Below are 14098 nucleotides of genomic sequence, written 5' to 3'. Positions count from 1 at the left end.
GTTCCTCCTTTCATTTTAAAGTTATTATTTTTTAGCAGGTTTTGGTCTCTTAGTACCATATTTAGAACGTCCTTGCATACGTTTGTCAACACCAGCTGTGTCAAGCGCACCACGAACGATGTGGTAACGTACCCCCGGTAAATCCTTTACACGACCACCGCGAATTAATACTACGCTATGCTCTTGTAGGTTATGACCGATACCTGGGATGTAAGCTGTAACCTCGATACCGTTTGTTAAACGTACACGAGCGTATTTACGTAACGCTGAGTTAGGTTTCTTTGGAGTCATTGTACCAACACGAGTACATACACCACGTTTTTGAGGTGCAGAGATATCAGTTGATTTTTTCTTTAAAGAGTTAAAACCTTTGTTTAACGCAGGTGATTTAGATTTCCATACTTTATCAGTACGACCATTTCTCACTAATTGGTTAATAGTAGGCATTTGATTATCCTCCCTTCGCATGTTTGTATGACCACATATCCAGGTGGTTCATTATTAGTTGAAAACAAAGTTTTTGCAAGGAAGAGCAAATGCTCTCTCCTCACAAAAACAGTTTTAACTTATTATTCCTATTGCTGAAGCTCCCACTTGAATCCCCGAAGCTTTACCAAGCTTACGAACTGATTCAACTTTTGTTATGGGCACGTTATATTGCATTGCAACACGAATGATAGCATGGGTTAACCGCATGTCAGCATCCTCTGCGATGACAACTTCTTTAACTGTACCATTTTTGATTGCCTTCAATGTGCGTTTATGACCAACGACTACATTTTCAGCAGTTGATACTTTTTGATAAGACATATAAATATCCTCCAAAGCATCGTTCAGGAGCAACCTTGATTATAGTAACATTTTGACTCATACAATGTCAACTAAGATTAATTGTTTTTATACAAAATTTATGCCGGAAAATTTTACTGTTCCACATAAACCTCATCGTTTTCTACATTCATATCATCTTGTGTTGTTTTTACAAGATCCACTTTGCGATAACGATTCATACCTGTTCCAGCAGGAACAAGTTTACCGATAATAACATTTTCTTTTAATCCTAGAAGTTCATCGCGTTTACCCTTAATTGCTGCATCAGTTAAGACACGAGTTGTTTCTTGGAACGATGCTGCAGATAAGAATGAATCTGTTTCAAGTGAAGCTTTTGTAATACCAAGTAGAACAGGTCTAGCTGTTGCTGGTTGCTTACCTTGCAGTAAGACCTTAGCATTCGCATCAGTGAACTGATGGATATCTAGTAATGTTCCTGGTAATACATCTGTTTCACCTGCATCACTTACACGAACTTTACGTAACATTTGACGTACCATTACTTCTACGTGTTTGTCACCAATTTCTACCCCTTGCATACGGTATACTTTTTGAACTTCACGTAATAAGTATTCTTGAACCGCCGTAATGTCCGTTACTTTTAGTAATTCTTTCGGATCAATAGAACCTTCTGTTAACTCTTTACCGTGGCTAATTGGCTGTCCTGGAGTTACTTTCAGACGAGCACCGTAAGGAATAGCATACGTACGAGCTTCAACTTCACCCTGTACAACTACTTCTTGGCGATCTTTAACGTCGTTGATCGCTGCGATAACACCGTCGATTTCACTGATAACTGCCTGACCTTTCGGATTACGAGCTTCGAAGATCTCTTGGATACGAGGTAAACCTTGAGTGATATCATCTCCGGCAACCCCACCTGTATGGAATGTACGCATCGTTAACTGTGTACCTGGCTCACCGATAGATTGAGCTGCGATAATACCTACCGCTTCTCCTACTTCTACGTCTGTTCCAGTTGCTAAGTTACGACCGTAACACTTCTTACATACACCGTGGCGAGTGTTACACGTAAACGCTGAACGAATGTTTACAGTTTCAACACCCGAATTTTCAACGATATGAGCGATATCTTCAGTAATTAATTGATTTTCAGCAACTAATACTTCACCTGTTTCAGGATGTTTTACAGTTTTTCTTGCAAAACGTCCAACAAGACGATCATATAATGACTCGATAACTTCATTACCCTCTTTAATCGCACCGATTAATAAACCGCGATCTGTTCCACAATCATCTTCACGAACGATTACATCTTGTGCAACGTCAACAAGACGACGTGTTAAGTAACCAGAATCGGCAGTTTTAAGTGCTGTATCAGCAAGACCTTTACGCGCACCGTGCGTAGAGATGAAGTACTCAAGTACTGTTAAACCTTCACGGAAACTCGATTTGATTGGAAGTTCGATGATACGACCAGATGGATTGGCCATAAGACCACGCATACCAGCAAGCTGAGTAAAGTTAGATGCGTTACCACGGGCACCTGAGTCACTCATCATGAAGATTGGGTTGCGTTTATTCAAGGATTTCATCAGTTTTCCTTGGATAACATCTTTTGCATTACTCCAAATAGAGATAACGCGATCGTAACGTTCTTCTTCCGTGATTAAACCGCGACGGAATTGTTTAATTACATTATCTACTTTTGCTTGTGCTTCGTGGAGAATTTCATCTTTTTCGCCTAATACAAGAATGTCAGATACCCCAACTGTAATACCAGCTTTTGTAGAGTACTTGAATCCTAAGTTTTTCATACGGTCAAGCATGCGAGACGTTTCTGTAATTTGGAAACGTTTGAATACTTCCGCAATGATGTTACCAAGGATTTTCTTGCTAAATGGCGCCACTTCTTCGCGACTAGCAATAATTTCTTTAATGTTCGCACCTTTTTCAACGAAATATTTCGCTGGTGTTTCTTTTTCAAGGTTTGAATTTGTTGGTTCATTAATATAAGGGAACGACTCTGGTAAGATTTCGTTAAATATTAATTTACCAACTGTTGTTAATAGAAGCATACTCTTTTGCTCTTCAGTAAATGTTGCGTTGTTTACTGCACTTGCAGCTACTGCAACACGTGTATGAAGATGAACATATCCATTTTGATATGCAAGCAATGCTTCGTTTGCATCTTTGAAGACCATACCTTCACCGATTGCACCTTCACGCTCAAGTGTTAAGTAATAGTTACCTAATACCATATCCTGAGATGGAGTAACAACTGGTTTACCGTCTTTCGGGTTCAAGATGTTTTGTGCCGCTAACATAAGAAGACGAGCTTCAGCTTGAGCTTCTGATGATAAAGGTACGTGAACGGCCATTTGGTCACCGTCAAAGTCCGCGTTGTATGCAGTACATACAAGTGGGTGAAGACGGATTGCGCGACCTTCTACTAATGTAGGTTCAAACGCCTGGATACCAAGACGGTGAAGTGTTGGTGCGCGGTTTAGAAGTACTGGATGTTCTTTAATCACAGACTCTAAAACGTCCCAAACTTCAGGTTGTACACGCTCGATTTTACGTTTCGCACTCTTAATGTTATGTGCTAATCCTTTTTCAACTAACTCTTTCATTACGAAAGGTTTGAACAGTTCAAGCGCCATTTCTTTTGGTAATCCACATTGATACATCTTTAAGTTCGGTCCTACAACGATTACAGAACGACCAGAGTAGTCAACACGTTTACCTAATAAGTTTTGACGGAAACGTCCTTGTTTACCTTTAAGCATGTGAGATAGTGATTTTAATGGACGGTTACCTGGTCCAGTAACTGGACGGCCACGACGACCATTATCGATTAATGCGTCTACAGCTTCTTGTAACATACGTTTTTCGTTTTGGACGATGATGCTTGGTGCACCTAAGTCCAATAGACGTTTTAAACGATTGTTACGGTTAATTACACGACGGTATAAGTCGTTTAAGTCAGAAGTAGCAAAACGTCCACCGTCTAACTGTACCATTGGGCGTAGTTCTGGTGGAATTACTGGTAGAACATCTAAGATCATCCAAGACGGTTCATTTCCAGAGTTACGGAATGCTTCTAATACTTCTAGACGTTTAATAGCACGAGTACGGCGTTGTCCTTGTGCTGTTTTTAATTCTTCTTTTAAGAAGTCTACTTCTTTATCTAAATCGATGTCTTGTAGTAGCTTTTTAATTGCTTCTGCACCCATAGCAGCTTGGAATGTGCTACCATATCGATCACGATATGCACGGTATTCTTTTTCAGAAAGTAATTGCTTCTTATCAAGTGGTGTATCTCCACTTTCTGTTACAACATAAGAAGCGAAATAAATTACTTCTTCAAGCGCGCGAGGGGACATGTCTAAGACAAGTCCCATGCGGCTCGGGATACCTTTGAAATACCAAATATGAGATACAGGAGCAGCTAATTCGATATGACCCATACGTTCACGACGTACTTTTGCACGCGTTACTTCAACGCCACATCGATCACAAACTACACCTTTATAACGTACACGTTTGTATTTTCCGCAATGACATTCCCAGTCCTTTTGTGGTCCGAAAATACGCTCACAGAACAAGCCATCTTTTTCAGGCTTTAACGTACGATAGTTAATAGTTTCTGGTTTCTTAACTTCACCGTATGACCAAGAACGAATCTTGTCAGGTGAAGCAAGTCCAATCTTCATATATTCAAAGTTATTTACATCTATCAAGGGGCCTACCTCCCTTTTAGTCTACAGGTTATCCCAATTATTCCTTAGTTGTCTCAACTTCGACATTCAATTTATCTGCTGATTGATGATCATCGTCATCTTCTGTATCACGCATTTCAATTTCTGTATCGTCGCTAGACATCATTTTAACGTCCATACCTAAACTTTGCAGCTCTTTAATCAATACTTTGAATGATTCAGGAACGCCTGGTTCTGGAACATTTTCGCCTTTAACAATTGCTTCATAAGTCTTAACACGTCCAACAACATCATCAGACTTCACTGTTAAGATTTCTTGAAGAGTATAAGCAGCACCGTAAGCTTCAAGTGCCCAAACCTCCATCTCACCAAAACGCTGTCCACCGAACTGAGCTTTACCTCCAAGAGGTTGCTGCGTTACAAGTGAGTATGGTCCAGTAGAACGGGCATGAAGTTTATCGTCAACCATGTGCGCAAGTTTGATCATATACATGACACCAACAGATACGCGGTTATCGAATGGTTCACCAGTACGTCCGTCATACAGGATTGTTTTCGCGTCATTTGCCATACCAGCTTCTTCAATTGTGCCCCAAACATCTTCCTCACGAGCACCATCGAATACTGGTGTTGCAATGTGAATGCCAAGGTATCTTGCTGCCATACCAAGATGAAGCTCTAATACCTGACCGATATTCATACGAGATGGTACCCCTAATGGGTTTAACATGATATCGATTGGCGTACCGTCTGGTAAGTAAGGCATATCTTCTTCTGGTAAAATACGAGAAATAACACCTTTGTTACCGTGACGTCCGGCCATCTTGTCACCTTCAGAAATTTTACGTTTTTGAACGATATATGCACGTACAAGTTGATTCACGCCTGGTGGCAATTCATCGCCATCTTCACGGTTGAATACTTTTACGTCTAAGATAATACCGCCACCACCGTGTGGTACACGTAGTGATGTATCACGTACTTCACGCGCTTTTTCTCCAAAGATAGCATGTAATAGACGTTCTTCAGCTGTTAATTCTGTTACACCTTTAGGTGTTACTTTACCAACAAGTAAATCTCCATCTTTTACTTCAGCACCAACGCGAATGATACCGCGCTCGTCAAGGTTACGTAATGCGTCTTCCCCAACGTTTGGAATGTCACGTGTAATTTCTTCTGGTCCAAGCTTCGTATCACGAGCTTCTGATTCATATTCTTCAATATGAATAGAAGTGTACACATCATCTTTTACAAGGCGCTCACTCATGATGATCGCATCCTCGTAGTTATAACCGTCCCAAGTCATGAAGCCAACAAGCACGTTACGTCCAAGTGCTAGTTCACCTAATTCCATAGAAGGACCATCCGCAAGGATTTCACCTTTTACAACTTCATTTCCAACACTTACGATTGGACGTTGGTTGTAACAAGTTCCTTGGTTAGAACGAATGAATTTTTGCATTTTGTAGCGATCTAAGTCGCCTTTTACTGTTTGACCGTCAACTTCTACATAGCGACGTACCCAAACTTCACGTGCTTCTACGCGCTCAACAACACCAGGATGTTTACAGATTACTGCAGCACCTGAGTCTTTTGCTGATACGTACTCCATACCTGTACCTACAATCGGAGATTCCGGATTCATTAACGGAACCGCCTGACGTTGCATGTTCGCTCCCATAAGTGCGCGGTTAGAGTCATCGTTTTCTAAGAACGGAATACAAGCTGTCGCTGCCGACACTACTTGTTTTGGAGATACATCCATGTAGTCGATGCGTTCTCTATTTGTGACAATGTTTTCACCACGGAAACGAGCTACGATATCTTCACTTAGGAATTCACCTTCGTCAGATAATTTCATATTCGCTTGGGCTACAACATAATTATCTTCTTCATCTGCTGTTAAGTAATCAACATGCCCTGTTACAAGACCAGTTTCTGGGTCAACACGACGGTATGGTGTTTCAATGAAACCAAACTCATTTACTTTCGCGAACGAAGATAATGAGTTAATCAAACCGATGTTTGGTCCCTCTGGTGTTTCAATCGGACACATACGACCGTAGTGAGAGTAATGAACGTCACGCACTTCAAAGCCTGCGCGCTCACGCGTTAAACCACCAGGTCCTAATGCAGATAGTCTTCGTTTGTGAGTTAACTCTGCTAATGGGTTTGTTTGGTCCATAAACTGAGATAACTGAGAACTTCCGAAGAACTCTTTAATAGATGCAATAACAGGACGAATATTAATTAGTGCCTGTGGTGTAATCGCATTTGTATCTTGGATCGACATTCTCTCACGAACAACACGTTCCATACGAGAAAGACCGATACGGAATTGATTTTGTAATAGTTCTCCAACAGAACGCAGACGACGGTTTCCTAAATGGTCAATATCATCTGTATCCCCTACTTTGTATAGTAGGTTGAAGAAGTAACTGATAGAAGCAAGGATATCACCTGGTGTGATGTGTTTCACATCACGAGTAATGTTTGCATTACCAATTACATTAATTACGCGTTCGCCTTCCGACTCAGGAGCATAAATCTTAATAGATTGCAGCTCAACATCGCCTTCTACCACTCCACCCATTGGTTTCGCTGTTTTGAATCCAATGTTTTTCTCTAAGTAAGGTAAAATGCGATCAAGTGTACGACGATCTAAGATTGTTCCTTCTGCCGCTAAAATTTCACCAGTTTCTGGATCCACTAATGTTTCAGCTAAACGTTGATTAAACAATCTGTTTTTAATGTGTAACTTCTTGTTGATCTTATAGCGACCTACATTTGCTAAATCATAGCGCTTTGGATCGAAGAAACGAGACACAAGTAAGCTCTTAGCATTTTCTACTGTTGGTGGTTCACCAGGACGTAGACGCTCATAAATTTCAAGCAATGCTTTTTCTGTGCTATCTGTGTTGTCTTTTTCTAATGTGTTGCTTAAGTATTCGTTATCACCTAAAAGCTCGGTGATTTCTTGATCAGAGCCAAACCCTAATGCGCGTAACAAAACAGTTACAGGAAGTTTACGCGTACGGTCAATACGCACATATACAACATCCTTAGCATCTGTCTCATACTCTAACCAAGCTCCGCGGTTTGGAATTACAGTAGCAGTAAAACCACGTTTTCCGTTTTTATCCACTTTGCCACTATAGTATACGCTTGGAGAGCGAACTAACTGGGAAACGATAACACGTTCTGCACCGTTAATTACGAATGTTCCAGTCTCTGTCATGAGTGGGAAATCTCCCATGAACACATCTTGTTCTTTTACTTCACCAGTTTCCTTGTTGATTAGACGCACTTTTACACGAAGTGGTGCTGCATACGTCACATCACGCTCTTTGCATTCGTCTACAGAGTATTTAGGTTCACCTAAGCTGTAGTCGATAAATTCAAGCGATAGATTTCCCGTAAAGTCTTCAATCGGAGAAATGTCTTGGAACATTTCTCGCAAACCCTCATCAAGAAACCACTGATAAGAAGAGGTTTGAATTTCGATAAGATTTGGTAACTCTAATACTTCACTAATACGGGCATAACTTCTTCGTTGGCGGTGGCGTCCGTATTGAACTAGTTGACCTGTCAACTGCTTCACCCCTCAAATCATGAGTATTATAAATGCACAAAAAAATTTGTGCAAAATCACAAATAAATACAACTACTGCTATTAGCGTAGTCTCTTTCTCTTAAAGATAAATACGTTGAGTCTTTCTACCTGCTCAAAAAAGAAAAATGGCTTCTATAAGAAAACCATCATTCTGTTTCATAATCTGCTGATTTTACTATCTTTTCCAAGAGAAACAAAAATATACATCTTTCTCAACGCAGAAAATCATATATTGGCATTGTATAATGTTAACATAGCCAAAAATAACCGTCAACGTTTTTTTGATTTTATGATATAATATCCTTTTTTCTTTTCTACAACCTCAACTTCAAAAAATACTTCTTCTAGTTTTTTTAGCGCAGACGGTGCACCTTGTTTCTTTTGAATAACAATCCAAAGCTCTCCATCTGGAACTAAATACTCCACAGCTTTTTCTAAAATCTCATGTACGATATCTTTACCCGCACGAATTGGAGGGTTAGATAGAATAGCAGCATACTTACCATCTACATTTTCATAGACGCTACTTTGAAAAATACGTATATTCTCGATTTTGTTATTAGCGGCGTTTTCTTTCGCAAGCCCAAGTGCCCTCTCGTTCACATCCACCATGTGAACTTCACGACCTTGAAACTCTTTCGCTAACGACAAACCAATAGGACCGTATCCGCAACCTACGTCTAATATATCACCTTTAATATCTGGCATTTGAAACGCTTCAATTAAAAGACGGGAACCAAAGTCCACTTCGTTTTTCGAGAACACCCCATGGTCAGATAAGAAAGTGAATCGAGATCCACGAAGGGCAAACTCCCATCGCTTACGATCACTTTTACTAGAAGGGTCGTTAGAAAAATAATGGTCTGCCATATGGCCACCTCTTTTCTTTACAGTTAAAAAAAAAGCTCGCATGAGAGCGAGCTTTTTTTAAAGCATCAAAAGTTAATTACTTAACTTCTACAGCAGCGCCAACTTCTTCAAGTTTAGCTTTGATTTCTTCAGCTTCTTCTTTAGCAGCAGCTTCTTTGATTACTTTTGGAGTGTTGTCAACTAATTCTTTAGCTTCTTTTAAGCCAAGACCAGTGATTTCACGAACAACTTTGATAACTTTGATTTTTTGTGCACCAGCGCTAGTTAGTTCCACATCAAATTCAGTTTTCTCAGCAGCAGCTTCTCCAGCGCCACCAGCAACAGCTACAGGAGCAGCAGCAGTTACGCCGAATTCTTCCTCGATAGCTTTTACTAAGTCGTTAAGTTCTAATACAGTCATAGATTTAACTGCTTCAATGATTTGTTCTTTAGTCATTGTAAATATCCTCCCTTAAATAGGTTTGTATTGTTTTATCGATAATACGTAATTATCTTTTAAAAAATTAAGCGCCTTGCTCTTCCTTTTGGTCTGCAACTGCTTTAGTAGCAAGTGCAAGGTTACGGATTGGAGCTTGAAGAACGCTAAGAAGCATAGAAAGTAAGCCTTCACGTGATGGAAGAGTAGCGATTGCTTTAACCTCATCAAGTGTTACAAGTTTACCTTCGATTACGCCCGCTTTAATTTCTAAAGCTTCATGATCTTTAGCGAAGTCGTTTAATACTTTCGCAGGAGCAACTACATCCTCGTTACTGAACGCGATTGCGTTTGGTCCTGTTAAGAATTCATTTAACTCAGCCATTTCAGCAGATTCTGCAGCACGACGAGTTAGAGAGTTTTTGTAAACTTTGAACTCAACGCCAGCTTCACGTAATTGCTTACGTAATTCTGTTGCTTCAGAAACTGTTAAACCACGGTAGTCAACAACGATTGTAGATTTACTAGCGCGAAGTTTGTCCGCGATTTCAGTTACAACTTGTTGTTTAGTTTCGATTACTTTGCTCATGTTATTACACCTCCTGTAGATTATATAGAAGATGTACCGAAAGTGCACTAAAAACCTCCATGCCCAACTTGTAGACATGGAGGCATATAGTCACAGAAAAAAGATTCCGCTTCGTATATTAACACCTAGGTAGGAAATTAAGTCTATTGACACCTACTGTCTACGGTACACTAATTAAATTCACAACATAAATGATTATATTAAAACTTCTTTATGAAGTCAACTTCCAAAATTTACGCTAATGTAGAAACGTCTACACGTACGCCAGGTCCCATTGTAGAAGCAACTGTTACGTTCTTCATGTAAGTACCTTTTGCAGCAGCTGGCTTAACTTTTTGTAAAGTGTCAGCAATTGTTTTGAAGTTTTCTACTAATTTAGCATCTTCGAAAGATACTTTACCGATTGGAACGTGGATGTTACCAGCTTTATCAACGCGGTATTCAACTTTACCAGCTTTGATTTCGTTAACAGCTTTAGTTACATCGAAAGTAACTGTTCCAGTTTTAGGGTTTGGCATTAAACCTTTAGGTCCTAATACGCGACCAAGTTTACCAACTTCACCCATCATGTCAGGAGTTGCTACTACTACATCGAAATCGAACCAACCTTGTTGGATTTTACCGATGTAATCAGTATCGCCTACGAAGTCAGCTCCAGCAGCTTCAGCTTCTTTAGCTTTTTCACCTTTAGCAAATACTAATACACGTTGTACTTTACCAGTACCGTGTGGAAGAACAACTGCACCACGGATTTGTTGGTCAGCTTTCTTAGGGTCAACACCTAAACGGAATGCAGCTTCTACAGTTGCATCAAATTTAGCTGTGTTTGTTTTCTTTACTAATTCTACTGCTTCTGTTGCAGAGTAAGCAGCTGCACGATCAACAAGCTTTGCAGCTTCTACGTACTTTTTACCTCTTTTAGCCATTTTTATTTCCTCCTCGAATGTGGTTTTAGCGGAATAACCTCCCACGTTTACGCCTGTTTTCAGGTATAACCTGAGGATGAGCGCCATCCATTTATTTAAAAACGATAATCATTTACGATAATAAAGGTTGCGAATTGGAATTCCAGACCCGCAACCTTTTTTAAAAACAAATCGAATTAGTCTTCGATAACGATGCCCATACTGCGTGCAGTACCTTCAACCATACGCATTGCAGCTTCTACGCTAGCAGCGTTTAGGTCAGGCATTTTAGTTTCAGCGATTTCGCGTACTTTATCACGCTTAACAGTTGCCACTTTATTACGGTTTGGTTCACCAGAACCAGACTCAATACCAGCTACTTTCTTAAGAAGAACAGCAGCAGGAGGAGTTTTAGTAATGAAAGTGAATGAACGGTCCTCAAATACCGTAATTTCAACAGGGATGATAAGACCAGCTTGATCTGCTGTACGAGCGTTAAACTCTTTACAGAAGCCCATGATGTTAACACCTGCTTGTCCTAATGCTGGACCAACTGGTGGAGCTGGGTTAGCTTTACCTGCAGGAATTTGAAGCTTTACCATTTTAATTACCTTTTTAGCCACGAGACACACCTCCTTAAGTCCGTGATGTGGTCAATTGGACAGTGATTTGCCCTCCCACGTCATATTTTATCTGTAAGGATAAAATCTTTCAAAAAACGTCTCCGATAACGAAGACGTACTGACTTAAAAGATATTATCACTTTTTACAATTCATTTCAAGTTTCATTTTATAATTTTTCAATTTGATGGAAGTCAAGTTCAACTGGAGTCTCGCGACCAAACATATCCACAAGCACGCTAACCTTTTTCTTCTCCACATCAATTTCTTCAATAGCACCTGTATAATCTGCGAATGGCCCCTCATTTACACGTACTGTCTCATGAAGTTCAAAGTCGAAATCAACCACTTCGTTGTCCATTCCCATATGTTTCATAATGGTAACAACTTCCTCTTCTAATAGAGGTGATGGTTTAGATCCAGAACCAGAAGAACCAACGAACCCAGTTACACCCGGCGTGTTACGTACAACATACCAAGAGTCATCAGTCATGATTAATTCTACTAATACATAACCTGGGAACACTTTTCTTTTCATTAATTTTTCTTTTCCGTTTTTCATTTCTACTTCTACTTCTTCCGGGACAACAACACGGAAAATTTTATCTTGCATACCCATTGATTCTACACGTTTCTCTAGGTTTGCTTTTACTTTATTTTCATATCCAGAATAAGTATGGACAACATACCAACTTTTTTCCATTCATTTAGGACGAGCGTCCTTCCCTCCCTGACGTACATTTTTTTGCGCAAATGAAAAAACCCGTTCACCGGGCTTTTACACAGTTCTTATAAATAACATTATATCATGGATAAGTGCTTCTTATTCAAGAATTAACCAAGAATTAACCGAATTAAAGAAGAAATGCCCATATCAACTACTGCGAAGAAAATCGCAAAGAACACAACTGTAGCAACAACAGTCGCTGTTGAGCGGAGTAATTCATCTTTTTTAGGCCAACTTACTTTTTTCATTTCGCGACCTACATCGCCGAAAAAGTTCGTTAAACGCATCTGCGGGACCTCCAGTGTATTATTTCAATTATTTATTTTGTTTCCTTGTGAACTGTATGCTGATTGCATGTTTTACAAAACTTTTTTATTTCAAGTCGCTCTATTGAGCTCGTATCTTTCATAGTAGAGTAGTTTCGATTTTTACACTCTTCACATGAGAGTACAACTTTTTTCCTCATTAGTTACACCAACCTTGTAACATTATGTCCCTAAAAATGTATCATACAATAAAAGACAATGTCAATGACATGCATTTTGTACTCTCTACAAAAGAAAACAGGTGATTTATTTTACACCTGCAGCACTTGTTACTTCTTATGAATTTAAAGTTGTACTTTCTCTCATTTCCATATATCGTTCCAATTTCCTCTTTACTCTTTGTAAAGCGTTATCAATAGATTTCACATGCCTGTTTAACTGTTCTGAAATCTCTTGATAAGAACGACCATCTAAATATAAAGAAAGCACTTTTCTTTCTAAATCGCTTAATAATTCAGATATTTTTGATTCTATGTCTGTATATTCTTCCTGGCTAATGATCATCTCTTCAGGATCAGTCACCTTCGCTTCAGAAATAACATCCAATAACGTTCGATCAGATTCCTCATCGTAAATCGGCTTATCTAAAGACACATACGAATTTAAAGGAATATGTTTTTGTCTTGTTGCCGTTTTAATAGCGGTAATAATTTGTCGAGTGATACATAGTTCAGCAAATGCTTTGAATGAAGACAGCTTGTCCTCTTTATAATCACGAATTGCTTTAAACAACCCTATCATACCTTCTTGAACAATGTCTTCTCGATCGGCACCCACTAAAAAGTAAGATCTTGATTTCGCACGAACAAAGTTCTTATACTTGTGAATTAAATATTCTAGAGCGTCAGTATTACCTTTTCGAACTAACTCAACGATTGCCTCATCCTCTAAATCACGAAATGTAACGTCGCCTATACTTACGAAGCCTGCTTCCACCTTGATCCCTCCGACCGCTATTTATTTAGCAATATTATACAGTAAAAAGATAAAGAGCGTCAATGCTTCAACGCTCTCCTCTTCTTAATTTTTCTAATTTTTCTGTAATATCCTTACTAAATATCTTTCGCATGGCGGGCTGCTGTTCTTTCGCGTCTTTTGTACGCCTTCTTACTTGTTGTTCCATTGCTTGTACTTCCAACTCTAATTCACGCGCAGATTTTCGAAGGGCACCTTGCGCAAATATAACCCATTGTTCTGTATAATCAGAAGTCGCAACATATATTTGTGTATTTATATTTCTAAGCTCTATCGCAAGTTGCTCTATCTTTTCGTCTGCAGTTTGATTCTTTCGTGTGAATATTACTTCTACACGAGATTGTTTCATCTTTTTTTCAATACCATGGACTGTATAGGCATCAAAGACTATCATCACTTTTGTGCCTGTATAACCTTGATAATCCGCCATCTTATCAATAAGCGCATCTCTTGATGATTGTAAATCTACATCCCGCAGTTTCTTCAAATCTCCCCAAGCTCCGATAATGTTGTAGCCGTCAACGATTAAAATATCGTTCATTT

14 protein-coding genes and 1 other annotated feature are annotated in these 14098 nt (G+C 39.4%); all 14 genes read right to left on the bottom strand.

Annotation, left to right across the window (positions count from 1 at the left end):
- Positions 1-24: 24 nt before the first annotated feature.
- The 14 genes from rpsL to D1166_RS25070 all read right to left on the bottom strand — a co-directional run bounded on the left by rpsL (position 25) and on the right by D1166_RS25070 (position 14096).
- Entirely contained in the window at positions 25-447 is a 423-nt protein-coding gene (gene rpsL / locus D1166_RS25135) for a 30S ribosomal protein S12 (protein ID WP_001142341.1), read from the bottom strand.
- A gap of 114 nt (positions 448-561) precedes the next feature.
- On the bottom strand, positions 562-810 hold the full coding sequence (locus D1166_RS25130) for a ribosomal L7Ae/L30e/S12e/Gadd45 family protein (protein ID WP_097856691.1): 249 nt from the start codon (positions 808-810) through the stop codon (positions 562-564).
- A 113-nt stretch (positions 811-923) separates the two neighbouring features.
- Entirely contained in the window at positions 924-4535 is a 3612-nt protein-coding gene (gene rpoC, locus D1166_RS25125) for a DNA-directed RNA polymerase subunit beta' (RefSeq protein ID WP_000567939.1), read from the bottom strand.
- A 37-nt stretch (positions 4536-4572) separates the two neighbouring features.
- Complete coding sequence (gene rpoB, locus D1166_RS25120) at positions 4573-8106, bottom strand: DNA-directed RNA polymerase subunit beta (RefSeq protein WP_000147553.1); 3534 nt, start codon at positions 8104-8106, stop codon at positions 4573-4575.
- 291 nt (positions 8107-8397) lie between these two features.
- The gene (locus tag D1166_RS25115; protein WP_097856692.1) at positions 8398-8997 is read right to left on the bottom strand and encodes a class I SAM-dependent methyltransferase; all 600 of its coding nucleotides are present in this window, start codon (positions 8995-8997) and stop codon (positions 8398-8400) included.
- A gap of 76 nt (positions 8998-9073) precedes the next feature.
- Entirely contained in the window at positions 9074-9433 is a 360-nt protein-coding gene (gene rplL, locus D1166_RS25110; protein ID WP_000159736.1) for a 50S ribosomal protein L7/L12, read from the bottom strand.
- Between the two features lie 67 nt (positions 9434-9500).
- Positions 9501-10001: a 50S ribosomal protein L10 gene (gene rplJ / locus D1166_RS25105; RefSeq protein WP_000048716.1), complete on the bottom strand. Its 501-nt coding sequence runs from the start codon at positions 9999-10001 to the stop codon at positions 9501-9503.
- A gap of 39 nt (positions 10002-10040) precedes the next feature.
- Positions 10041-10185: a sequence feature (ribosomal protein L10 leader region), on the bottom strand.
- 49 nt (positions 10186-10234) lie between these two features.
- Positions 10235-10927, bottom strand: a complete 693-nt coding sequence (gene rplA, locus D1166_RS25100) for a 50S ribosomal protein L1 (RefSeq protein WP_001987630.1) — start codon at positions 10925-10927, stop codon at positions 10235-10237.
- Between the two features lie 176 nt (positions 10928-11103).
- Positions 11104-11529 carry a 50S ribosomal protein L11 gene (gene rplK, locus D1166_RS25095; protein ID WP_001085872.1) on the bottom strand — a complete coding sequence of 142 codons (426 nt, stop codon included), beginning with the start codon at positions 11527-11529 and terminating at the stop codon, positions 11104-11106.
- Positions 11530-11696: 167 nt separating this feature from the next.
- A complete protein-coding gene (nusG, locus tag D1166_RS25090) occupies positions 11697-12230 on the bottom strand; it encodes a transcription termination/antitermination protein NusG (protein ID WP_000415794.1) in 534 nt (177 codons plus the stop codon).
- Between the two features lie 131 nt (positions 12231-12361).
- The gene (gene secE, locus D1166_RS25085; RefSeq protein WP_001241323.1) at positions 12362-12541 is read right to left on the bottom strand and encodes a preprotein translocase subunit SecE; all 180 of its coding nucleotides are present in this window, start codon (positions 12539-12541) and stop codon (positions 12362-12364) included.
- A 32-nt stretch (positions 12542-12573) separates the two neighbouring features.
- Positions 12574-12720 carry a 50S ribosomal protein L33 gene (rpmG, locus tag D1166_RS25080; RefSeq protein ID WP_014481927.1) on the bottom strand — a complete coding sequence of 49 codons (147 nt, stop codon included), beginning with the start codon at positions 12718-12720 and terminating at the stop codon, positions 12574-12576.
- 136 nt (positions 12721-12856) lie between these two features.
- On the bottom strand, positions 12857-13516 hold the full coding sequence (locus D1166_RS25075) for an RNA polymerase factor sigma-70 (protein WP_000387193.1): 660 nt from the start codon (positions 13514-13516) through the stop codon (positions 12857-12859).
- A gap of 67 nt (positions 13517-13583) precedes the next feature.
- Positions 13584-14096 carry an NYN domain-containing protein gene (locus tag D1166_RS25070; protein WP_000997880.1) on the bottom strand — a complete coding sequence of 171 codons (513 nt, stop codon included), beginning with the start codon at positions 14094-14096 and terminating at the stop codon, positions 13584-13586.
- Positions 14097-14098: the final 2 nt, after the last annotated feature.

Origin of the sequence: Bacillus sp. ISO11 (assembly GCF_003458115.1) — a bacterium.
Lineage (GTDB): Bacteria > Bacillota > Bacilli > Bacillales > Bacillaceae_G > Bacillus_A > Bacillus_A cereus.
This window is presented reverse-complemented; position numbering and strand designations above follow the sequence as displayed.

Excerpts from the sequence above, each read along its gene's own strand:
- rpsL (WP_001142341.1), bottom strand. The coding sequence starts at position 447 with ATGCCTACTATTAACCAATTAGTGAGAAATGGTCGTACTGATAAAGTA.
- D1166_RS25130 (WP_097856691.1), bottom strand. The coding sequence starts at position 810 with ATGTCTTATCAAAAAGTATCAACTGCTGAAAATGTAGTCGTTGGTCAT.
- D1166_RS25115 (WP_097856692.1), bottom strand. The coding sequence starts at position 8,997 with ATGGCAGACCATTATTTTTCTAACGACCCTTCTAGTAAAAGTGATCGT.
- rplL (WP_000159736.1), bottom strand. The coding sequence starts at position 9,433 with ATGACTAAAGAACAAATCATTGAAGCAGTTAAATCTATGACTGTATTA.
- rplJ (WP_000048716.1), bottom strand. The coding sequence starts at position 10,001 with ATGAGCAAAGTAATCGAAACTAAACAACAAGTTGTAACTGAAATCGCG.
- rplA (WP_001987630.1), bottom strand. The coding sequence starts at position 10,927 with ATGGCTAAAAGAGGTAAAAAGTACGTAGAAGCTGCAAAGCTTGTTGAT.
- nusG (WP_000415794.1), bottom strand. The coding sequence starts at position 12,230 with ATGGAAAAAAGTTGGTATGTTGTCCATACTTATTCTGGATATGAAAAT.
- secE (WP_001241323.1), bottom strand. The coding sequence starts at position 12,541 with ATGCGTTTAACGAACTTTTTCGGCGATGTAGGTCGCGAAATGAAAAAA.
- rpmG (WP_014481927.1), bottom strand. The coding sequence starts at position 12,720 with ATGAGGAAAAAAGTTGTACTCTCATGTGAAGAGTGTAAAAATCGAAAC.
- D1166_RS25070 (WP_000997880.1), bottom strand. The coding sequence starts at position 14,096 with ATGAACGATATTTTAATCGTTGACGGCTACAACATTATCGGAGCTTGG.